Source organism: Geodermatophilus sp. SYSU D00779 (assembly GCF_054050595.1).
The window spans coordinates 1-19,921 of sequence record NZ_JBJGZQ010000030.1 but is presented as its reverse complement, the minus strand read 5'-3'; the positions used below and the strand labels follow the sequence as shown (position 1 = coordinate 19,921).

At 76.1% G+C, this 19,921-nt stretch carries 20 protein-coding genes; 15 read left to right on the top strand and 5 right to left on the bottom strand.

Annotated elements, in window-relative coordinates; translation table 11 throughout:
* Positions 1-3: 3 nt before the first annotated feature.
* From ACI79G_RS20815 to ACI79G_RS20790, 6 genes are all read left to right on the top strand, one after another.
* Complete coding sequence (locus ACI79G_RS20815) at positions 4-798, top strand: enoyl-CoA hydratase/isomerase family protein (RefSeq protein WP_456882965.1); 795 nt, start codon at positions 4-6, stop codon at positions 796-798.
* A 698-nt stretch (positions 799-1,496) separates the two neighbouring features.
* Complete coding sequence (locus tag ACI79G_RS20810) at positions 1,497-1,961, top strand: NUDIX domain-containing protein (protein ID WP_456882964.1); 465 nt, start codon at positions 1,497-1,499, stop codon at positions 1,959-1,961.
* 125 nt (positions 1,962-2,086) lie between these two features.
* Positions 2,087-2,260, top strand: a complete 174-nt coding sequence (locus tag ACI79G_RS20805; RefSeq protein ID WP_456882963.1) for a hypothetical protein — start codon at positions 2,087-2,089, stop codon at positions 2,258-2,260.
* 162 nt (positions 2,261-2,422) lie between these two features.
* Positions 2,423-3,394 carry a ferritin-like domain-containing protein gene (locus ACI79G_RS20800; RefSeq protein ID WP_456882962.1) on the top strand — a complete coding sequence of 324 codons (972 nt, stop codon included), beginning with the start codon at positions 2,423-2,425 and terminating at the stop codon, positions 3,392-3,394.
* Between the two features lie 173 nt (positions 3,395-3,567).
* Complete coding sequence (locus ACI79G_RS20795) at positions 3,568-3,990, top strand: hypothetical protein (RefSeq protein ID WP_091216654.1); 423 nt, start codon at positions 3,568-3,570, stop codon at positions 3,988-3,990.
* A 192-nt stretch (positions 3,991-4,182) separates the two neighbouring features.
* Positions 4,183-4,416, top strand: a complete 234-nt coding sequence (locus ACI79G_RS20790; protein WP_091216657.1) for a hypothetical protein — start codon at positions 4,183-4,185, stop codon at positions 4,414-4,416.
* Positions 4,417-4,657: 241 nt separating this feature from the next.
* Here ACI79G_RS20790 and ACI79G_RS20785 read toward each other — a convergent pair whose 3' ends face one another.
* Positions 4,658-5,014, bottom strand: coding sequence for a hypothetical protein (locus tag ACI79G_RS20785; RefSeq protein ID WP_456882961.1), 357 nt, complete (start codon positions 5,012-5,014; stop codon positions 4,658-4,660).
* A 17-nt stretch (positions 5,015-5,031) separates the two neighbouring features.
* Positions 5,032-6,402 carry an FAD-binding oxidoreductase gene (locus tag ACI79G_RS20780; protein ID WP_456882960.1) on the bottom strand — a complete coding sequence of 457 codons (1,371 nt, stop codon included), beginning with the start codon at positions 6,400-6,402 and terminating at the stop codon, positions 5,032-5,034.
* Positions 6,403-6,545: 143 nt separating this feature from the next.
* Here ACI79G_RS20780 and ACI79G_RS20775 point away from each other — a divergent pair, with 143 nt between their 5' ends.
* A complete protein-coding gene (locus ACI79G_RS20775; RefSeq protein ID WP_456882959.1) occupies positions 6,546-9,437 on the top strand; it encodes a helix-turn-helix transcriptional regulator in 2,892 nt (963 codons plus the stop codon).
* Here the strand turns inward: ACI79G_RS20775 and ACI79G_RS20770 are convergent.
* Together ACI79G_RS20770 and ACI79G_RS20765 are read right to left on the bottom strand one after the other, a co-directional pair.
* Positions 9,420-9,689: a DUF4242 domain-containing protein gene (locus ACI79G_RS20770; protein ID WP_456882958.1), complete on the bottom strand. Its 270-nt coding sequence runs from the start codon at positions 9,687-9,689 to the stop codon at positions 9,420-9,422. The genes ACI79G_RS20775 and ACI79G_RS20770 overlap by 18 nt on opposite strands.
* Positions 9,690-9,789: 100 nt before the next feature.
* Complete coding sequence (locus ACI79G_RS20765; protein WP_456882957.1) at positions 9,790-10,173, bottom strand: PaaI family thioesterase; 384 nt, start codon at positions 10,171-10,173, stop codon at positions 9,790-9,792.
* Positions 10,174-10,371: 198 nt separating this feature from the next.
* Here ACI79G_RS20765 and ACI79G_RS20760 point away from each other — a divergent pair, with 198 nt between their 5' ends.
* Both ACI79G_RS20760 and ACI79G_RS20755 read left to right on the top strand, forming a co-directional pair.
* Positions 10,372-11,064 (top strand): maleylpyruvate isomerase family mycothiol-dependent enzyme, encoded by a 693-nt coding sequence (locus tag ACI79G_RS20760; protein ID WP_456882956.1) that lies wholly within the window; start codon positions 10,372-10,374, stop codon positions 11,062-11,064.
* 599 nt (positions 11,065-11,663) lie between these two features.
* Positions 11,664-12,641 (top strand): bacteriorhodopsin, encoded by a 978-nt coding sequence (locus tag ACI79G_RS20755; protein WP_456882955.1) that lies wholly within the window; start codon positions 11,664-11,666, stop codon positions 12,639-12,641.
* Positions 12,642-12,730: 89 nt separating this feature from the next.
* Here ACI79G_RS20755 and ACI79G_RS20750 read toward each other — a convergent pair whose 3' ends face one another.
* Positions 12,731-13,555 (bottom strand): GNAT family N-acetyltransferase, encoded by an 825-nt coding sequence (locus ACI79G_RS20750; RefSeq protein WP_456882954.1) that lies wholly within the window; start codon positions 13,553-13,555, stop codon positions 12,731-12,733.
* 96 nt (positions 13,556-13,651) lie between these two features.
* Between ACI79G_RS20750 and ACI79G_RS20745 the strand changes: the two genes are divergently transcribed.
* From ACI79G_RS20745 to ACI79G_RS20720, 6 genes are all read left to right on the top strand, one after another.
* Positions 13,652-14,674 (top strand): iron ABC transporter substrate-binding protein, encoded by a 1,023-nt coding sequence (locus ACI79G_RS20745; RefSeq protein ID WP_456882953.1) that lies wholly within the window; start codon positions 13,652-13,654, stop codon positions 14,672-14,674.
* A 110-nt stretch (positions 14,675-14,784) separates the two neighbouring features.
* Entirely contained in the window at positions 14,785-16,257 is a 1,473-nt protein-coding gene (locus ACI79G_RS20740; protein WP_456882952.1) for an ABC transporter permease, read from the top strand.
* A 34-nt stretch (positions 16,258-16,291) separates the two neighbouring features.
* Positions 16,292-17,344, top strand: coding sequence for an ABC transporter ATP-binding protein (locus tag ACI79G_RS20735; protein WP_456882951.1), 1,053 nt, complete (start codon positions 16,292-16,294; stop codon positions 17,342-17,344).
* A gap of 38 nt (positions 17,345-17,382) precedes the next feature.
* A complete protein-coding gene (locus ACI79G_RS20730) occupies positions 17,383-18,168 on the top strand; it encodes an aldolase/citrate lyase family protein (protein ID WP_456882950.1) in 786 nt (261 codons plus the stop codon).
* Positions 18,165-19,019 (top strand): NAD-dependent epimerase/dehydratase family protein, encoded by an 855-nt coding sequence (locus tag ACI79G_RS20725; protein ID WP_456882949.1) that lies wholly within the window; start codon positions 18,165-18,167, stop codon positions 19,017-19,019. Before ACI79G_RS20730 ends, ACI79G_RS20725 begins: the two co-directional genes overlap by 4 nt.
* Entirely contained in the window at positions 19,016-19,681 is a 666-nt protein-coding gene (locus ACI79G_RS20720; RefSeq protein WP_456882948.1) for a glycosyltransferase, read from the top strand. The genes ACI79G_RS20725 and ACI79G_RS20720 overlap by 4 nt, the downstream gene beginning before the upstream one ends.
* Positions 19,682-19,921: the final 240 nt, after the last annotated feature.

Sequence of the window (19,921 nt, the reverse complement as noted above, 5' to 3'; positions counted from 1 at the left end):
GGCATGGCCGATCTGCAGCGCCGGGAGTCCGGACTCGTCGTGGAGGAGCGCGGGCACGTCCGCGTGCTCACCCTGGACCGGCCGGAGCGCCGCAACGCGCTGTCCAGCGCGCTGCAGGCCGACCTGGTCGAGGAGCTGCTGCGCTGCGGGGAGGACGGCGACGTCCGCGCGGTCGTCCTCGCCGCCAACGGGCCGGCGTTCTGCGCCGGGTTCGACCTCGACGAGATCCGCGAGCTGGACCGCCGCGGCGAGCGCTTCCGCCCGCCCATGGACCGGCCCACCCGCGCGCTGTTCGAGGTGGTGACCGAGGTCCCGGTGCCGGTGGTGGCGGCGATCGCCGGTGCCGCCGTGGCCGGCGGGTTCGAGCTGGCGCTGGCCTGCGACCTGCGGGTCGTCGCGCCCGGCGTCCGCATGGGGCTGCCCGAGGCGAAGATCGGCATGGGCGCCAACTTCGGCTCCGTCGTCCTGCCCAAGCGGATCCCCATGGGCATCGCCCTGGAGCTGCTCTACACCGGCGAGTACGTGACCAGCGAGGTCGCCGAGCGGTGGGGACTGGTCAACCGCCTCGTGCCGGCGGACGACGTGCTGCCCACCGCGCTCGGGCTGGCCGACGCGATCGCCGCCAACGCTCCGGTGTCGGTGCGCCGGATGAAGGCGACCGCGGTCAAGGGCCTGGAGCTGCCGCTGTGGCAGGCGCTGCGGTTGGACGTCGGCCCGAACCCGTACCTGTCCGAGGACCGCAAGGAGGGCATCGCCGCGCAGCGCGAGAAGCGCGCACCGCGCTGGACGGGGCGCTGACTCCCTCCGCCCGCCCGCCCGCCCGCCCGCGGCCGGGAGCCTGAGCACGTTCCTCCCCGGGAGCTCTCCCCCTGCCCCGCACCGTGGGCAGGGGGAGAGCTCCCGGGGAGGGGTGGGACGGCTGGGTGGGAGGCGCGGCCGGGACGGTCCGTGCCCGGATCGGTGCACGCCGCAGGTGTGGGTGCCGCTGGACGGCGGAGCGTGGCCAGTATTCGCGGGACCACTGACCGCCGCACCCACGGGAGCGACCATGACCTCCACCGGCCCGGGCGCCGGCCCCGTCGGCCCCCGGCCCCACCCGGCCGAGCCCGTCCCGGCTCCTCCGGGGCCCTGGGCGCCGCCGCAGCAGCCGGGTCCCTGGGCTCCGCCGCAGCAGCGCGGCGCCTGGCTCCCGCCGCAGGGCGGTGCCTCCGCGGTGCCCGGCTCGGCGCCCGGGAGGGCGAGGAGGTGGCCGCGGCCCGGCGTGCCGATCACCGTGGCCGGCGTCGTGGGGCTGGGCACTCTGGGCGGCTGGCTGGGCTGGGGCGACCCCGAGGTCGACCGAGGTCGCGTCGTGGATCGGCGGGCTGGAGACCGAGCCCGGCACGGTCTTCTGCGCCGAGTTGACCGGGGCCGGCGGCCTGTAGTCATCTCTCCGCGACCTCCCGCCTGTTCGCTCCTGTGAGCAGGGGCTGAGGTCTCGGAGGGGAGGGGGCGGGATGCCGAGGACCAGTGCGGGGCTGTTGCTCTACCGGCGACACCCCGAGCGCGGCGTGGAGGTGCTCGTCGGGCACATGGGCGGGCCGTTCTGGGCGCGCAAGGACGCCGGCGCCTGGTCGATCCCCAAGGGCGAGCACGGCCCGGACGAGGAGCCGCGCGACGTCGCCCTGCGGGAGTTCGCCGAGGAGCTGGGTTCGCCGGTGCCGGCCACCGACCTGGTGCCGCTCGGAGAGGTCCGCCAGTCCGGCGGCAAGCGGCTCACCGCCTGGGCCGCGGAGGGCGACCTGGACGCGGCGGCCGCGGTCAGCAACACCTTCTCCCTCGAGTGGCCGCCGCGTTCGGGCCGCGTGCAGCAGTTCCCCGAGATCGACCGCGCCGCCTGGCTGACCGTCGACGAGGCCCGCGAGAAGCTGGTGGCGGGCCAGGTGCCGCTGCTCGACCGGCTGCTCGACCTGCTCGCGTGATCGTCGCGCAACGGTTGGACGACAGCTCGTCCCACCCGTCCCACCCCGCCCCGGAGCGGGCCGCCGTCCTGGCAGGGTCCGGCCGAGCGAAGTCGCCGGACTTCCCGAGGACGAGGAGGACGCCGATGTCGGCGTGTGCGGAGTGTGGTGCGGCCCGTCAGGCGGGCCGGTTCTGCGTCGGCTGCGGCGCGGTGGTCCCGGTGGCCCCGGCGCGGCCCCGGTCACCGCTGGCCGACGAGCTGACCCAGCCGGTGCTCCGCCTGGACCGCCCGTCGAAGCCCGCCGTCCCCGCGCGCTGAGCCGATCCGTCCACCGCAGCACGACACGTCGACCTGTCGACCCGTCGACGTGTCGTGATGCGGTTCACAGCAAGCACTACGCTTGCAGGAGTTAGCAGGCGGGCGATCGTGGGCAAGACTCCACACGTCAGGTCATCCCCGATGTCTGGAGTTCCCCAAGTCATGACCGACAACGCCAAGATCATCAACCAGCTCCGCGCCCTCGTCCTGCTGACCCAGACCGAGGAGCAGGTCGCCCGCACCCGCGTCTCGCAGGCCCGCACCGAGGCCGTGCGCCGTGAGCTGACCCAGAACGCCGACAACGCCGCCGAGCGGACCCGGGCCATCACCGAGCAGCTGCGCGCCCTCGGTGGCGTGCCGGACGTCGTGACCCCGGTCGTGGGTCGGCTCTCCGCCGTCCTCAAGGCCGGCTTCGAGCAGGCCGAGCCGCTCGAGGAGGCCCTGCTGCAGGACCTCTCCCTGGAGCACCAGCTGCTCGACCGCGCCACCTACCTCAAGGTGCTCGCCGAGCAGGCCGAGCTGCCGAAGGTCCGCCAGCTCGCCGAGCGGCTCGTCACGGCGCACAAGGCCACCGTCGAGTGGCTGACCGTCGTCCTCGCCGAGGAGGCCATGGGCGGCCCGGCCGCGCTGCAGGCCACCGCGCTGCAGCGGGTCGCCGGCACCGCCGCCCGCGCGGCCAACGCCCCGGTCCGCTTCTGGGCCAACCGGGTCAACGAGGTCGTCGAGTCGGTGCACCAGCGTCGCGAGCAGGCCGGCGAGCGGCTGAGCGAGGCGTCCGACAAGGCCTCCTCGTTCACCGACGCCGTGCGCGAGACGCTGACCGTCGGCCGCAGCGCCGCGCTGCGCCGGGCCGAGCGGATCGCCCGCCGCGAGGGCAACAAGGACGCCGCGAACGCCGCCAAGGCCGCCCGTGAGGAGCTCGGCGACGTCAGCGCCGACGAGCTGCCGATCAAGGGCTACGACTCGCTGTCGACCCAGGACGCCATCAAGGCGGTCAAGGAGCTCAAGAGCGCCCACGACGTCCGGGTGATCATCCGCTACGAGGAGACCCACAAGAACCGGACCAGCGTCGTCAACGCCACGCAGACGCAGCTGGCCGCGCTGGCCAAGGAGGCCGTGGGCGTCTCCGAGTGACGCTGCACCACCCCTCGCGAGGGCCCGTTCCCACCCGGGAGCGGGCCCTCGCGGCTGTTCCGGGCAGGGCGTCACGTGTGCGCCCGGGCGCGGTCGGTCCGGGCTCGCCCGATCGGTGAGATCTCGCTCGCAGCTCGTTTGACCTGCGGCGCACCTCGGGGATGGGATGCCGCATGAGCATCACACCCGACGCCCTCGAACAGGAGTTCTCCCTGACGACGGCCGTCACCCGCCTGGACTTCCTGGCCCGGCGGGACAGCGGGGAGACCACGCTGAACACCGCGCAGGACGTCGACGCCGACGACTGGACCTCGTTCAGGTCCGCCACCACGTCGCTCGACGTCCCCGAGTCGCTGGAGCTGCTCGCGCTCGGCGAGGTCGTCGCGCACAAGGCCCGCGACAGCCAGCTGACCGGCTTCCGCGCCGCGCTGCGCGGCGGCGCCTCCTGGGAGCAGATCGCCGCGGCGCTCGACGTCCGGCCCGAGGAGGCCTGGACCCGCTACCACCAGCTCATCGAGCGCCAGGAGCGCGCCCGCGTGCTCGACGCCGACGCCGCCGCGGCCGCCCGCGAGCTCGCCGGCACCCGCCCCCGCTGAAAGCGGACCCCTGCGGCTCGCGGGCTCGCAGCGGGGACCCGCAGGTGGGCCGTTCCCACAGGCACTCGGCGCGCACGGGCCGGTTCCGCTCCGCGAGCCGATCCGCTGGACTTGCCCTGCCGGCGTCGTCCGCGGCAGCTGCCACGGGGCGCCGACGCGCGAGAGCCCGAGCAACCGTCGAGGAGGGACGCGATGAGCCAGGCCACGGAGACCGGCGACGTCACCGGCACCAAGGACAAGGACTACAACCTCATCTGGTTCACCGAGCAGTGCCTGAGCAACGCGCTGCGGTTGGAGACCTACATCCAGGACGCGGAACGGGACGGTGACAACGAGCTCGCCGACCTGTTCCGCAAGGCGCAGAGCGACAGCCGCAAGGGCGCCGAGCAGGGCAAGGCGCTGCTGCGCTCGCGCATGAGCAGCTGACCACGACGGAGGGGGGGGGGGGGGGGGGGGGGGGGGGGGGGGGGGGGGGGGGGGGGGGGGGGGCGGGGGGGGGGGCGGCCCGCGGGCCGCCCCCCCCCCCCGCCCCCCCCCCACCCCCGCCCCCCCCCCCCTCTCATGTGTCCACCCACCGTCACGCCCTGCCTGGACGTCGCACGGCACCGCGCCTCGATGACCGGCCCGGGACCCGGCGGTGGGCCGGCCGTCCCGGGGCCGGCGCCGGTCAGCCGCCCTGGAGGTGCCGGACGACGGCCTCGAGCTCCTCGGACGGGGAGAAGTCGACGTACTCGCGGTCGGTCAGCGCCTCGGGCCCGTGGCCGGGCGCCCAGTAGAACGCCTGCCCCGCCTCGTGGGTGGTGACGCCGTCCGCGCCGTGCATCGCGAGGCGGCCGCTGATCATGTACCCCCAGTGCGGGCAGGGGCAGAGGTCGCCGGGGAGCCCGGCGAGGCCCGGCCGGAGGTCGGCCCCGGCGGGCAACCGCACCCAGGCGATGCTCATGCCCCCGACGCGCTCGGTGCGGAACTCGCCCCCGTCGCCCTCGATCGCGACGGGGAGGTCGGTGCGCGCGATGGTCTGCACGGCTCCTCCTCGCGCCGTCACGGCCGGATGTTCTGGTTGAGCCGGAACAGGTTCCCCGGGTCCCACGCGCGCTTGACCTCCCGGAGCCGCGCGTAGTTCGCGCCGTAGTTCTCGGCGACCCTGGCCGCGTCGTCGGCCGAGGCGAAGTTGGTGTAGCCCCCCGGCTGGGAGTGCGGAGCGATGGCGGCGTGGTAGTCGCGGACCCAGCGGGTGTTGGCCTCGTTGTCGGCCGGGTCGGGCCACATGCCCGCGATGACCGTGGCGAAGGTGGCGTCGCGGTGGCCGAAGGCGGTCGCGTCGGGCGCGACGTCGTGCGCCGCACCGTTGATCGGGTACAGGTGCACCACCGAGCTGACCGCCGGCACCCGCGGCCCGTGCTCCAGGTGCGCCGCGATCGCCTCGTCGGTGAGCCCGGTGGCGTAGGCGGCCTTCCAGTAGTGCTGCAGCCCCGGCGGGTGGAGCGCGTCGAAGGCGCTGTTGAGGGCTGCGTAGGGCATCGGGCCGACGTGCTCGCCGACCGGCTGCGCGACCTGGCGGATCCGGTCCACGACGCGCTCGCCCTCGGCCTGCGACCCGGTCCAGCAGGAGACCGCCACCGCCATCGGCTGGCCCACCCGGTCCGCCGGGATGAACGGCAGCGGCGGGGCCTGGTGGAACGCCGGGAAGCCGCCGTACTCGCGCGGCGCCTCGGGGATGAAGTCCCGGAAGAACTCGAGGAGCGCCCGGGCGTCGTCCAGGTCGAAGAACATGGGGCCGCCGAACACCGTGGCCACCGGGTGGAGCCGGTAGGTGAACCGGGTGACGACCCCGAAGTTCCCACCGCCGCCGCGCAGCGCCCAGAACAGGTCGGCGTTCCGGTCCTCGTCGGCGGTCACCACGCTGCCGTCGGCGGTGACCACCTCGGCCGCGAGCAGGTTGTCGCAGGACAGGCCGTACCCGCGGGTGAGGTGGCCGATGCCGCCGCCGAGGGTGAGCCCGCCGATCCCGGTGGTGGAGATGATCCCGCCGGTCGTGGCCAGCCCGGAGGCGGCGGTCGCGTCGTTGAACCGGCCCCACGTCGTCCCGCCGCCGGCGGTCGCCGTGCGCGCCCCCGGGTCGACGTCCACCGCCTGCATCGGCGACAGGTCGACGACCACGGCGTCGTCGGCGGTGCCGAAGCCGGGGACGCTGTGCCCGCCGCCCCGTACCGCGACGGCGCGGCCGGTGTCCGCGGCGTACCGCACGGCGGCGGCCACGTCCTCGGTGCCGGCGCAGCGCACGATGAGGTGCGGGCGGGCGTCGATCATGGCGTTGTAGACGTGCCGCGCCTCCTCGTAGTCCGGGTCCTCGGGCCGGATCACCTGGCCGCGGACGCGGTCGGCGAGTGTCCCTCGCAGGTGCGTGGTCATGGCTCCTCCTCGGTGCGGACGGCGCCGACGCTAGGGACCCGTCAGCGGCGGCACATGACCAGAAGTGCTCGACTCCCCGCCCCCGCCGGATGGTCACTTCTGGCCATCGACAGCCCCACCGAACCGGTCTAGCGTCCCGAGGCGTGTCCGGCTGGACGCCGCCCGCGCTGCCCGCGCACTGGGCAGGCGCGGCGCGACCCCTGTTCGTCGGCCGCCGGGCGGAGCTGGGCGCACTCGAGCAGATGTGGATCGCGGCGGCCGGCGGCGCCCGGCAGGTCGCGTTCCTCGGCGGCGACCCCGGTGCGGGGAAGTCCCGGCTGCTCGCCGAGTTCAGCACGCTGCTGCACCGGCGGGGGGCGACGGTGCTGCTCGGCACCTGCGTCGCAGAGCTCGGCCCGCCGTACCAGCCGCTCGTCGAGCCGGTCGAGGCGCTGCTGGCCGCCGACCTGGGGTCCGACGTGCTCGGCCGGCTCGCCGGGCGGGGCGGGGTGGACGACGGCCCGGAGCCGGACACCCGGCGCGAGCTCTACGACGCCGTCGTCGCGGCCATCCGGGCACTGGCCGCGTCGGGACCGGTGGTCCTGGCGCTGGAGGACCTGCACTGGTCGGGCACCGCCGGCCTGCAGCTGCTGTGTCACCTGGTGGAGCGGGCGGCGGAGTGCCCACTGCTGGTCCTCGCCACACACCGGACGACGGCACCCGAGCGCTCGGCGGAGCTGACCGGTGCCATCGCCCGCCTCCACCGGCTCGACGGCGTCCGGAGGCTGGACCTCGCCGGGTTGGACACCGACGCCATCGCAGAGTACCTGGGGCACGAGGCCCGGCTGCCCGCCCACCGGGCCCGCGTCGCCGCGGCGCTGCTGCGGGACCGGACCGGCGGCAACCCCTTCCTGCTGCGGGAGCTGGTGCGCGAGGCAGCCGGCCGCGGCGCGGTCCCGGACGGCAGCGCGGCTCCGCTGTCGGTCCGGGACATGGTGGCCAGCCGGCTGGTGCCCCTGTCCCTGCCGGAGCGGCAGGCCCTCGAGCTGGCCGCCGTGGTGGGGGAGGAGGTCGACCTCGGCACCGTCCTCAGCGTCTCCGCCTGGGGCACCGACACCACCCTCGCGGCCCTCGACACCGCGGTCGCCTTCGGCTTCCTGGAGTGCGTGGGCCCGACGATCCGTTTTCCGCACGCCCTCACCCGGCAGGCGGTGCTCGACCTCATGCCGGCCACCCGCCGGGCCCGCGAGCACCTGCGGGTGGCCGAGCTCCTGGAGTCCTCGGTCCCGCCGTCGGAACGGCGGACCCAACGGCTGGCCCACCACTTCGCGCAGGCGGCCGCGCTCGGCTGCGCCGACCGGGCGGTCCGCTACCTGACCGAGGCCGCGCAGGCGGCCGAGCGCAGCCTGGCCCACGAGGACGCGGCGCACTGGGCCGAGCAGGCGGCGGCCCTGACCCCCGATCCGCCGCGGCGGCACCGGCTGCTGCTGGAGGCCGCCGGCGGGCACCTCCTCGGCGGGGACTTCGCCCGCGCCCGGGCCCTGTTCGCCGAGGTGGCAGGCGCCGGTGCACCGCCGGACCGGCTGGAGGCGGCCATCGGCTTCGAGGCGGCGTCCTGGCGGCCGGGGCTGCCCGGTCACCGTGCGGTCGACCTGCTCACCGCAGCGCTGCGCGAGGTCCCGCACGACGCCACCGACCCCCTCTACGTGCGGGCGCTGGCCGGTCTCGGCCGGGCCCTGGCGTTCACGGGGGCCACGGCGCAGGCCGCGGAGCTGGGACACCGGTCGGTGGCCCTGGCCCGCGCCCTCGGGGACGACGCCCTGCTCGCGGCCGCCCTGCAGGCGAGCCTGTGGCACGGGCTGCGCCCCGCCGACGCCCCGGCCAAGCTCGAGCGGGCCACCGAGCTGTCCCGGCTCGCCCACCGGACCGGCGATCTCGGCCATCTCGGCCCGGCGGCGTACTTCCGGGCGGTCATCGCCTACGCGCAGGGCCAGCCGCACGCGGTGGCCGAGGCCCACCGGGACCTGCAGCGCATGGTGCAGGCCACGGGGGAACCGTTCTACGAGTACATGGCCGGCTGCGTGCGCTACGGCCGCCAGTTCGCGGCCGGCGACCTGGCCGGTGCCGGGCGGACGTGCGGGGAGCTGCTGGAGCTCGGCGAGTCCTTCGGCACCGACGACACCGAGGGCTCCTACGGCGTGCAGACCTACATGGTGCGGCGGGAGACCGGGGCGGTGGCGGCGGTGCGCCCGCTGGTGAGCGGCGAGGAGTCCCCCGAGGGGCACTGGGCACCGGGGCTGCTCGCCCTCTACACCGAGCTGCGGCTCGACGGGCCGGCCGCGCGGGTGCTGGGCTGGCTGATGGACGGCCGGCTGTCGCGCTACGAGGACTCGGCCCAGTGGCCCTGCGTGCTCGCCTTCCTCACCGAGGCGTCCCTGCACCTGGGCGACGAGGCGGCGCTGCGCGCGCTGCGGCCCCGGCTGGCCGAGTACGCCGGGACCAACCTGGTGGCCGGGCAGTTCGTCGCCGTCTTCGGCAGCGCCGACCGGTTGCTCGGTACCGTCGGCGCGGCGCTGGGCCGGGCGTCCGCCGGACCGCTGCTGGAGGCAGCGCTGGAGATGGACACCGGGATGGGCGCGGCCCTGCACCGGGCGGAGAGCCTGGCCGCGCTGGCCGGGCACCTGCGCCTGGTCGGCGGGTCGGGGCGACGGGTGGCGGAGCTCGCGGAGGAGGCGCGTCGGGTCGCGGGCGACCTCGGACTGCGCCGCGTGCTGCAGGCCGTGGAGCGGCTCGGGGTGCCGGGGGCGCGGCGCCCGGCGGTCGCGGGGACGCCGTCCCGGCCGGCCGGGCTGACCTCACGGGAGACGGAGGTGCTCCGGCTGGTCAGCGAGGGGTTGCTCAACCGGGAGATCTCCGAGCGTCTGGTGATCAGCGAGAACACGGTCGCCAACCACGTGCGCAGCATCCTGGCCAAGACCGGCGCCGGGAACCGCACGCAGGCGGCGATGTACGCCGCCGCGCACGGGCTGCTCGACGGCTCAGACCGGTTGCAGTGACCCGTCGGGGTGCACCGTCGCGGTGACCTCGACGACGACGTCGGCGGGCAGCCCCGCCCGCTCGGCCGCCCGGCGGATCGCCTCGGCCGACGGTGCCTCGTACAGGCAGTAGGTCTTGCGCTTGTCGGCGGACAGGAACGAGTACAGCCAGTGGACGTCCTCGTCGCCGTTGATCCGGTTGATCCCCTCGGCGCTCTCGGCGTCGACCTCCAGCACGTCGGCGAACCGGCGCTCGACCATGAACACAGGCATCGCAGGGCCTCCCCGGAGAGGGTTCGCGGCCGGGCCGACGGTACCGGCCCCGGCCGCCGCGGGACAGGGACCGGGCGCGGCCCGCGGTCCCGCAGCGGTCCTACCGGTGTAGCAGCGCGAAGGTGGCGACGGCGTGCGCGACCGCCTCGCCGTCCTGCTCGACGTCGGCCTCGCAGACGGTGAGGTGCTTCCCGCGGGTGCGGACCCGGCCGGTCACGACCAGCGCGCCGGGCTGCCCCGGCCGCAGGTAGGTGACGGTGAGCTGGCTGGTCGCCGGCACCTCGCCGTCCCCGGTCGTGGTGCGCACCGCCTGGCCCATCGCGGTGTCGACCAGCGTGGCCACCACACCCCCGTGCAGCGTCCCCGCCGGGTTCAGGTGCTCCTCGCGCACCTCGAAGGCGATCCGCGCGCCGCCGTCGTCGGCGTCCTCGACCTGCGCGCCGATCCGTCCTGCGAAGCCACCGGGGCTCGTCTGCTCGCTCATGCCGCCGCGCTACCCGCGCACGGACCCGCCGACGCACCGGCGGGGCTCGTGTCGCGGCCCCCGGGGCCCTAGCGTCGGGGCCGTCCCGCCGGCGCGGCCGGCGCCGTCGGGAGGAGCGGACATGAGCGAGCTCGCGAGCTCGTGCACGGGCACGGCAGTGCCGCCAACGTGGCCGGCGAGCGTCGGCGAGGAGGGCTCGTGAGTGCACCGCAGCAGGTCCTGGACCGGTGGGCCGACGGCGAGCGGTTGTTCGCCACCGCGCTGGGCCGGCTGACCGACGAAGAGCTCGACGCCGCCTCGCTGCTGCCCGGCTGGGACCGCCGGCACGTGGTGGCCCACGTCGCCCGCAACGCCGACGCGCTGGGCAACCTGCTGACCTGGGCGCGCACCGGGACCGAGACGCCGATGTACCCCTCGCCGGAGGTCCGCGACGCGGGCATCGCCGAGACCGCCGCGCTCGACGCGCCGCGGCTGCGCACCGAGCTGGTCGCCGCCACCGCCCGCTTCGCCGACGCCGTCCGCGGGCTGCCGGGGGAGGCCTGGTCGGCGCCGGTGCGCACCCTGCACGGCCGCGAGGTGCCGGCCACCGAGGTGCCGTGGATGCGCTGCATCGAGGTCGTCGTGCACGCCGTCGACCTCGACGCCGGCGTGGGCTTCTCCGACGTCGACGAGGGGGTGCAGGCCGCGATCTGCGAGGAGGTGCTCGCCTCGTGGGCGCGCCGCGGCGAGACGCCCGACGTCGTCGTCTTCGCCGGCGACCGCGAGTGGGGCAGCGGCGCGGTCGCCGTCTCCGGGCCGCTGCCGGCGGTCACCGGCTGGCTCACCGGGCGCAGCCGTGGGGAGGAGCTCACCGCGGACGGCGACCTGCCGGCCCTGCCCCGCTGGATGTGAGGCACACGCCGTCCCCGCTCGACCCTGCGGCGGGTTGCCCGCCCGGGTGGGGATCGGCGGGTGAGCGACGGGGTCTTCCAGGGACCGCACCACGCCCAGCTGGTCATGCCGCGCGGCGAGGAGGCGGCCGCGCGGGCCTTCCACGCCGGCGTGCTGGTGTCCGACCTCGACGAGGTCGTCCGCCGGCTGCGCGCCGCCGGGCAGGACGTCACCCGGGAGGCCGACTCCCCGGGTCCCGCCGCGTCCACGCGCACGACCCGTCCGGCAACCCGCTGGAGTTCCTGCAGCCGGCCGGACGCCGTCGCCGTGGCGGGCTCCCGCCGTCCGCCTGTCCCGTCGTCGTGCGCCGGGTGCGGTCCCGGCGCGGTCGGGGACCACGTCGGACGCACACCCTCCGGAGCCGCGGTGGTGCCTGCGGCCGGCCGGGCGGCTGCTCGCGACCGCGGATACTGGACCTCGCGGTCTCGTGGACTTCGGTGCGTCCGGCGTCACGGGGGCGCCGGACACCTCTCTCCGACCGAGCGGACCCGCGGTTGCACTCCGCGCCCGCCCGGGTACCGGGCACGGGCCCGCCCGCCCCCGACCCTCCGGAGTGGTCCGTGGACCCGACCGAGCCGCCCGTTCCCGAACTGCAGACCATGCCGCTGGGCCTCTACGACGTGGTGCAGTTCGCGATCCTCGGCGCGGGCTTCGCGCTGCTGGCCTACTTCCTGTACTCGCTGACCAGCCGGGACGAGGTCTCCGCCCGGTACCGGCCCTCGTCGTACGCGGCCCTCTGCCTCGCCGCGGTGGCGACGGTCGCCTACGCGCTGCTGTACCAGGACTGGGACAGCGGATTTCGCCTCGAGGACGGCGTGTACGTGCCGACCGAGGAGGCGCGGACGACGGAGGGCACCCGCTACATCGACTGGTCGATCACGGTGCCCCTGCTGACCGTCGAGCTGCTGGCCGTCTGCTCGGTCGCCGGGTCCGCCGCCCGCCGGCTGCGCTCCAGCACCATGGCCGCGGCGTTCCTGATGATCGTCACCGGCTACCTCGGTGCCCAGGTGCTCGACCAGGGGCGGGACCGGACCGCCCTGGTCGTGTGGGGCCTGATCAGCACCGCCTTCTTCGGCTACCTCTACGTCGCGCTCATCGGTGCGGTGCGCCGGTCGCTGCCGACCATGGGGCCCGAGGCGGCCGTGAGCCTCCGGAACGCGACGATCGTGCTGCTCAGCAGCTTCGGGGTCTACCCGCTGGTCTACGCGGTGCCCGTCTTCGCCGACGTGACCCCCGCCTGGTTCACCGCCATGCAGGTCGGTTACTCCGCGGCCGACGTCGTGGCCAAGATCGGTTTCGGCGTCCTCGTGCACAAGGTCGCCAAGCTGCGCACCGCCGAGGACATCGCGGCCGGGGTCGACACGCACCCCGAGCCGGTGTGGTCGAGCAACGTGCACAAGAGCGACGGTGTGCTGCCCGAGGTCGGGCGGGTCGCCCCGGCGGTGCTCGACCGGCTCGGCGCCGCCCCGGGCGGGCAGGTCCTCCACCGGTCCGACGCGGGTGCCCGCGCTGCCGGCCGCCGCCGCGGGGACGCCTGAAGCAGGCCTCTGCGCCTGCAGACCCCGTCGCGGCCCCGTCCAGGGGCTCGCCGCGAGCTGGCGAGCGGTGAGGAGGACGGGGTCCTCTTTCAGGGCAGCCTGGCCAGCAGCGCCCGGGCGAACGCCTCGGCCGCGGGGTCGACCGGACCGCCCGCCGCCGCGGCCCGCAGCCAGCCGGCCAGCGGCGCGGCCAGGGCGGGGGAGAGCGCCGCGATCCACGCCCCCGTCCCCGCCCGCGCCTCGGCCACGTGCTCGGTGCCGCCGTCGGGGGAGTGCGCGACCACCTCGGGCCGGGTGGCCAGCAGGCCGCCGACCCGCCAGTCGCCGGGCGTCGTCCGGGCGGCGAGCGCCTCCAGCCGGTCGGCCGCCGTCCGCAGCAGCAGAAGGACCCCGTCCTCCTCACCGCTCGCAGGCTCGCGGCGAGCCTCTGGACGGGGCCGCCACGGTGAGGCAGGCGGGTCCCAGGCCGTCGGCTCGCGGCGCATGGGCACGTGCGGGATGCCGTCCTCGACGTAGCCCGGGCCGCTGCGCACGAAGCCGAACCGGGCGTACCAGCCCTCCAGGTGCGCCTGCGCGCCGAGGGTGATCGGCGTGCCCCCGCACAGCGCGATCCCGGCCTCGACCAGCCGCGCCGCCAGCCCCTCGCCGCGGTGCGCGGCCGCGGTCGCCACCCGGCCGATCGCGCGGGTGTCCCCGTCGTCGAGCACGCGGATGGTGGCCGCGATCCCGCCGTCCTCGTCGGCGAACCACAGGTGCACCGTGCCCGGCTCGACGTCCCGGCCGTCCAGCTCCGGGTACGGGCACTGCTGCTCGACCACGAAGACGTCGACCCGCAGCCGGCACAGGCCGTAGACCTCGGTGCCGGTCAGCTCGGCGAAGCGGGCCGTGCGCATGCGCAGCGGTGCAGCGGTCATGCGATGAGTTGTAGCCGACCGGGCAGGGCCGCCCCGCTGCCGCCCGTGGTACACCTTCTGCTGAGGTTTGGCTTGCCTATCTTCTGGAGCTCCTACGTGACCAGGCTCGTGCGGACCACCGCGACCGCTCTCTCCGCCCTCACCGTCGCCGGGGCGCTCGCCGGCTGCGGCGGAGGCGACGCGGGGGCCGCCGAGACGTTGACGGTGTACAGCGCCCAGCACGAGAGCCTGGTCCGCACGATGCTCGAGGGCTTCACCGACGAGACCGGCATCGCGCTGGAGTTCCGCGACGCCAACGACGCCGAGCTGGCCAACCAGATCGTGCAGGAGGGCGAGGCCAGCCCGGCCGACGTCTTCCTCACCGAGAACAGCCCGTCGATCGACGTCCTCGACCGCGAGGGCCTGCTGGCGCCGCTGGACCAGGGGACGCTGGACCAGGTCGGCGCGCAGTACCGGCCCGCGACGGGCAACTGGACCGGGTTCGCCGCCCGCTCGACCGTGCTCGTCTACAACCCCGCGCAGCTGCCCCAGGACCAGCTGCCGGCGTCGATCCTCGACCTGGCCGATCCCGCGTGGCAGGGCCGGATCGGCATCGCCGCGGGCGGCGCGGACTTCCAGGCGATCGTGGCCGGCGTCCTGGCGCTGCGCGGCGAGGAGGCGACCCGGGCCTGGCTGGAGGGGCTGCAGCGCAACGCGAACGTCTACCCCAGCAACAGCGCGGTGATGGTGGCCGCCGACGAGGGCGAGATCGACGCCGGCGTCATGTACCACTACTACTTCTACCGGGACCGCGCCGAGAACGGCCTGAAGAGCGACGACGCCGAGCTGCACTTCTTCCGCAACTCCGACCCGGGTGCCTTCCTCAGCGTCTCCGGCGCCGGCGTCCTGGCCTCCTCCGACCAGCCCGAGCAGGCCCAGCAGCTGGTCGCCTACCTGACCAGCCCCGAGGCGCAGCGGCGGCTGGCCGAGAGCAGCGCGCTCGAGTACGCCGTCGGCAACGGCGTCCCCTCGGCCGAGGTACTGCCGCCGCTCGAGGAGCTGCAGGCGCCGCAGGTCGACCCCGGGTCGCTGGATCAGCAGCGGGTCACCGAGCTGATGCAGGACGTGGGGCTGCTCTGAGCGCTCCCGCGTCGCCGGCCGCCGAGCCCGGGACGACGGCCCGGCCGGTCGTCCCGGGGCGGTCGCGCACGCGCGCCCCGCTGACCCTGCTGCTCGCCGCGGCGGTCGCGGTGCTCGCGCTGGTGCCCCTGGCCTTCGTCGTCGCGGAGGTGGTCGAGGTCGGCTGGGCCGGCGTGCGGGAGCTGGTGTTCCGCCCGCGGGTGGCCGAGCTGCTGGGCAACACCGCGCGGCTGGTCGTCGGCACGGTGCTGCTGTGCGCCGTCCTGGGGGTGGGCGCGGCCTGGCTGGTGGAGCGCTCGGCGCTGCCGGGACGGCGGCTCTGGCACGTGCTTCTGGTCGCGCCGCTGGCCGTGCCGGCGTTCGTGAACAGCTACGCCTGGATCTCGCTGCTGCCGGGGCTGGACACCTACGGCGGCGCGCTGCTGGTCGTGACCCTGTCCTACTTCCCGTTCGTCTACCTGCCGGTGGTCGCCACCTTCCGCGGCCTGGACCCGGCCCTGGAGGACACCGCCCGCGGCCTGGGCCTCTCCGGCCCTGCTGTGTTCCGGCGGGTGCAGCTGCCGCAGCTGCGGGTGGCCCTGCTCGGCGGCAGCCTGCTCGTCGCCCTGCACGTGCTGGCCGAGTTCGGCGCGCTGCAGATGGTGCGCTACCCGACCTTCACCACCGCCATCTACGACCAGTACCGCGCGACCTTCAACGGGCCCGGCGCGACCGCGCTGGCCGGCGTCCTGCTGCTGCTCTGCCTCGGCCTGCTGCTCGCCGAGCTGCGGCTGCGAGGCGTGCGTGGCTACGCCCGCACCGGGGCGGGGGTGGCGCGCGCCGGGCGGCCGGTCCGGCTCGGGGCCCTCGCCGTCCCGGCGCTGCTGGGCCTGGGCGGGCTGGTCGCGCTGTCGCTGGCCGTGCCGCTGGGCAGCCTGGCGCTGTGGATGGTGCGCGGCTCGTCGACCGCGCTGGACCGGTCCGCGCTGCTGGAGACGACGGGGACGACGCTCGGGCTGGCCGCGGTCGCCGCCGTCGTCACCACCGCGATGGCGCTGCCCACCGGCTGGCTCGCCGTCCGGGCCCGGGGCCGGGTGGCCACGCTGCTGGAGCGCAGCACCTACCTGGGCAGCTCGGTGCCGGCCATCGTCATCGCCCTCGCGCTGGTGACCGTCTCCCTCGAGGTCACGCCGTGGGCCTACCAGACCGTGCCGGTGCTGCTGGCCGCCTACGCGATCCTGTTCCTGCCCCGCGCGATCGTCACCGTGCGCGCCGCCGTCGAGCAGGCGCCGCCGCTCTACGACGACGTCGCCGCCTCGCTGGGCTCCTCGGCGGCCGACCGGCTGCGCCGGGTCACGCTGCCGCTGCTCGCCCCCGGCCTCGGCGCCGGCGCGGCGCTGGTGTTCCTGGCCGTGGTCACCGAGCTGACCGCCACGCTCCTGCTCGCGCCCATCGGCACCACCACGCTGGCCAGTGCCTTCTGGTCGGCCAGCAGCGCGTTGGAGTACGGCGCGGCCGCCCCCTACGCCGTGGTCATGGTGCTGCTGTCGGCGCCGGCCACCGTGCTGCTCTCCCGCGACGCCCGGCGGGGGCTGACGACGTGAGCCCCCGTCCCCTGACCCCACGAGGACCGCTGCCATGAGCTCCCTGACCGTCACCGGCGTGACGAAGTCCTACGGCGCGACGCCCGTGCTCACCGGCGTGGACCTGCACGTGCCCGAGGGCAGCTTCACCGCGCTGCTCGGACCCTCCGGCTGCGGCAAGACGACGCTGCTGCGGCTGGTCGCCGGCTTCGACGACCCCGACCGCGGCACCGTCGAGATCGGCGGCCGCACGGTGGCCGGCGCGGGCCGCAGCGTGCCCGCGCGGCGCCGGCACATCGGCTTCGTGCCGCAGGAGGGCGGGCTGTTCCCGCACCTGTCGGTCGCCGGCAACGTCGCCTTCGGCCTGCCGCGCCGCCAGCGCCGCGACGCCGGCCGGGTGGCGGCGCTGCTGGAGCTCGTCGGCCTCGACGCCGCCCTGGCCGAGCGCTCGCCGCACCAGCTCTCCGGCGGCCAGCAGCAGCGCGTGGCGCTGGCCCGCGCGCTGGCACCCGCGCCGTCCCTGGTGCTGCTCGACGAGCCGTTCTCCTCGCTGGACGCCTCACTGCGCGAGGAGACCCGGCAGGCTGTCGCCGACGCGCTGACCGCGGCCGGCGCGACCGCGGTGCTGGTCACGCACGACCAGGCCGAGGCGCTGTCGATGGCCGACCAGGTGGCCGTGCTGCGCGGCGGGACGCTGGTCCAGCTGGCCGACCCGCGCACCCTCTACCGCAGCCCGCAGGACCTCGACGTCGCCACCTTCGTGGGGGAGTCGGTGGTGCTCGACGCCGACGTCCGCGCCGGCCGGGCGCACTCGGCCCTCGGCGTGCTCGACCTCGACCGGACCTGTCCCGACGGCCCGGTGCGGGTGCTCCTGCGCCCGGAGCAGCTGCGGCTCGGACCGGCGGCCGGGGCCGGGCCGCGCGCCCGCGTGCGCGGCGTCGACTTCTTCGGCCACGACGCGCGGGTGCGCCTCGAGCTGCCCTCCGGGGTCGAGTTCAGCGCCCGGCTGGAGGGCTGGGACCTGCCGGCGGCGGGGGACGACGTGACGGTCGGCGTCCTCGGCGCGGCGCTGCCGTTCCCGGGGGACGACGCGCGGGTGCCGGCCTGAGTGTCGGCCGTGGGTTAGGTGTGCCTAAGCTCACCTGCGTGGACCTCTTCCTCTTCACGGTGGACCCCGACTGGGGCGCCGACGTGGTCGCCGCGGGCGCGACCGGGATCGTCGTGGACTGGGAGCGGCGCGGGAAACACCGCCGCCAGCTCGGCGAGGGCACCCAGATCAACAGCGACACACCCGCCGACCTCAGCCGGGTGCGGGCCGCCACCGACGGCCGGGTGCTCTGCCGCGTCAACGGCTTCGGGCCGTGGACGCCGGCCGAGGTGGACGACGCCGTCGCGCGCGGCGCCGACGAGCTGCTGCTGCCCATGGTGCGCACGCCGGAGGAGGTCGACCGGACCCTCGACCTGGTCGCCGGCCGCTGCGGGTTGGGCATCCTGGTCGAGACGCAGGACGGCGTGGCCCGCGCGGCCGAGCTGGCCCGGCGGCCGCTGTCGCGGGTCTACGTCGGCCTCAACGACCTGCGCATCGACCGCGGTGCCCAGGGGCTGTTCACGCCGCTGGTCGACGGCACGGTGGACGCCGTCCGCGCGGGGGTGCCCGGGGCGTTCGGCGTCGGCGGGCTGACCCTGCCCGAGGGCGGCGCCCCGGTGCCGGCCTGGCTGCTCGCCGCGGAGCTGGTCCGGCTGGGCGCGGACTTCACCTTCCTGCGGCGCTCGTTCACCGCCGACATGGCCGGACGCGACCCCTTCGTGGAGGTGCCGCGGCTGCTCGCCGTCCTCACCGGGCTGGCGACGGCCACCGCGGACGAGGTGGCCGAGCGCCGGGCCGCCTTCGTCGCCGCCGTCACCGGGGTGCCCGCGGTCCAGTCGGCGTGAGGGCCCTGGTCACCGGTGCCGGCGGCTTCGTCGGCCGGCACCTGGTCGCCCGGCTGCGCGGCGACGGGTGGGACGTCGTCCCGCTGACGCGGGCGTCGGTCGACCTGACGGATGCGGTCGCCGCCGCTGCCGCCGTGCGGGCGGCCGACCCCGACGTCGTCTTCTCGCTGGCCGCCGCGCGCCGGAAGGCGACCCCCTCGGAGCGCGCCGACACCGTCGCGGTCAACACCAGCCCGTGGCTGGTCGACGCGCTGCCCGACCGGTGCCGGGCGGTGGTCCGGCTGGGGTCCTCGACCGAGTACGCCGCCGCGCCGGTGCCGCTGGCCGAGGACGCCGCACTGCACCCGCGCGGGTTCTTCGGCGCCACCAAGGCGGCCGGCTCGCTGCTGCTGCAGGCCGCGGCGGCCGAGCGCGGGGTGCGGTCGGCGGTGCTGCGCGCGTTCCAGGTGTACGGGCCCGGCGACCACCCGACCCGGCTGGTGCCGGTCGTGCTGGCGGCCGCGCGCACGGGCGGGGTGGTCCCGCTGCCGGCACGGGTGAGCCGGCGGGACTGGGTGTGGGTCGGCGACGTGGTGGACGCGTGCGTGCGGGCCGCCCTCGCCGACGACCTGCTGCCGGGGCAGGTGCTCAACATCGGCACCGGCGTGCAGACCTCGACCGAGGAGCTGGTGTCCGTGGCGTCGCGGGTGACCGGGCGGCCGATCGCCGTCTCGGCCGGCGCGCACCCGGGCCGCGACTGGGACACCGACTGCTGGGTCAGCGACCCGTCGCAGGCGGCGTCCCAGCTGGGCTGGCGGCCCTCCGTCGACCTGGCCGAGGGCCTGGCCCGCACCTGGGCCGCGCTGTCGTGACCCGCGTCGCCGTCGTCGTCCCGGTGTACCGGAACGCGGCGACGCTGGAGGCGCTGGTCGACCGGCTGGGGACCGCGCTGGCCGGCCGGGACTGGCGGCTGCGGCTGGTGGTCGACGCCTGCCCATCCGGCAGCGCGGAGGTGGCCGTCCGGCTGACAGCCGCCCATCCGCGGGTCGCCGTCACCGGGCTGACCGTGAACGGCGGGCAGCACGCCGCGCTGCGGCAGGGCCTGGCCGACGAGCCGGACGTCGACGTGTGGGTGTGCATGGACGCCGACCTGCAGGACCCGCCGGAGGCCGTGCCGCTGCTGCTCGACCGGCTGGCCGCCGGGAACGTCGAGGCGGTGTTCGCCGGCCGGCGCGGGGTGTACGAGTCGTGGGCGCGGCGGGTGACCGGCGGGCTGCACCGCCGGGTGGCCGCGCGGCTGACCGGCCTGCCGCCGGACGCCGGCGCCTTCCTCGCCATGGGGCCGCGGGTGCGTGCCGCCGTGCTGGCTGCGGACGCCCCCAGCGTGGTGCTGGCCGTGGGCGTGGCCCGGCGGCCGGTGGCCAGCGTGCCGGTCGTGCGGGACGTGCGACCGGAGGGGCGGTCCGCGTGGACGGCGCGGGCGCGGCTGCGGCAGTCGGTGCGCTCGCTGTGGTGGGCGCTGCTTCGGCGGTAGCTCGACCCTGGCGCTCTGAGGTCGGTCAAGCTCTCCTGTTGTCCTGTGGGCAGGCCGCTGAGCTGGGGATTCATGCTGCTGCAGCGTCCTCGATCGGCTAGGCTTCGAACACGTGATCGATCCGGTGGGAGGTGTCGTGGACGAGCTGTATGCCTCCCTCGACGCCCTGGCCGCCGAGGACCTCACCCCGCTGGTCGGCCCGGCGCTGCTGGACCGGCTGGGCCCGCTGCTGGCCGCGGC

Coding starts and splice junctions, on each gene's coding strand:
- ACI79G_RS20815 (WP_456882965.1), top strand. CDS start 4: ATGGCCGATCTGCAGCGCCGGGAGTCCGGACTCGTCGTGGAGGAGCGC.
- ACI79G_RS20810 (WP_456882964.1), top strand. CDS start 1,497: ATGCCGAGGACCAGTGCGGGGCTGTTGCTCTACCGGCGACACCCCGAG.
- ACI79G_RS20805 (WP_456882963.1), top strand. CDS start 2,087: ATGTCGGCGTGTGCGGAGTGTGGTGCGGCCCGTCAGGCGGGCCGGTTC.
- ACI79G_RS20800 (WP_456882962.1), top strand. CDS start 2,423: ATGACCGACAACGCCAAGATCATCAACCAGCTCCGCGCCCTCGTCCTG.
- ACI79G_RS20795 (WP_091216654.1), top strand. CDS start 3,568: ATGAGCATCACACCCGACGCCCTCGAACAGGAGTTCTCCCTGACGACG.
- ACI79G_RS20790 (WP_091216657.1), top strand. CDS start 4,183: ATGAGCCAGGCCACGGAGACCGGCGACGTCACCGGCACCAAGGACAAG.
- ACI79G_RS20780 (WP_456882960.1), bottom strand. CDS start 6,402: ATGACCACGCACCTGCGAGGGACACTCGCCGACCGCGTCCGCGGCCAG.
- ACI79G_RS20770 (WP_456882958.1), bottom strand. CDS start 9,689: ATGCCTGTGTTCATGGTCGAGCGCCGGTTCGCCGACGTGCTGGAGGTC.
- ACI79G_RS20765 (WP_456882957.1), bottom strand. CDS start 10,173: ATGAGCGAGCAGACGAGCCCCGGTGGCTTCGCAGGACGGATCGGCGCG.
- ACI79G_RS20750 (WP_456882954.1), bottom strand. CDS start 13,555: ATGACCGCTGCACCGCTGCGCATGCGCACGGCCCGCTTCGCCGAGCTG.
- ACI79G_RS20735 (WP_456882951.1), top strand. CDS start 16,292: ATGAGCTCCCTGACCGTCACCGGCGTGACGAAGTCCTACGGCGCGACG.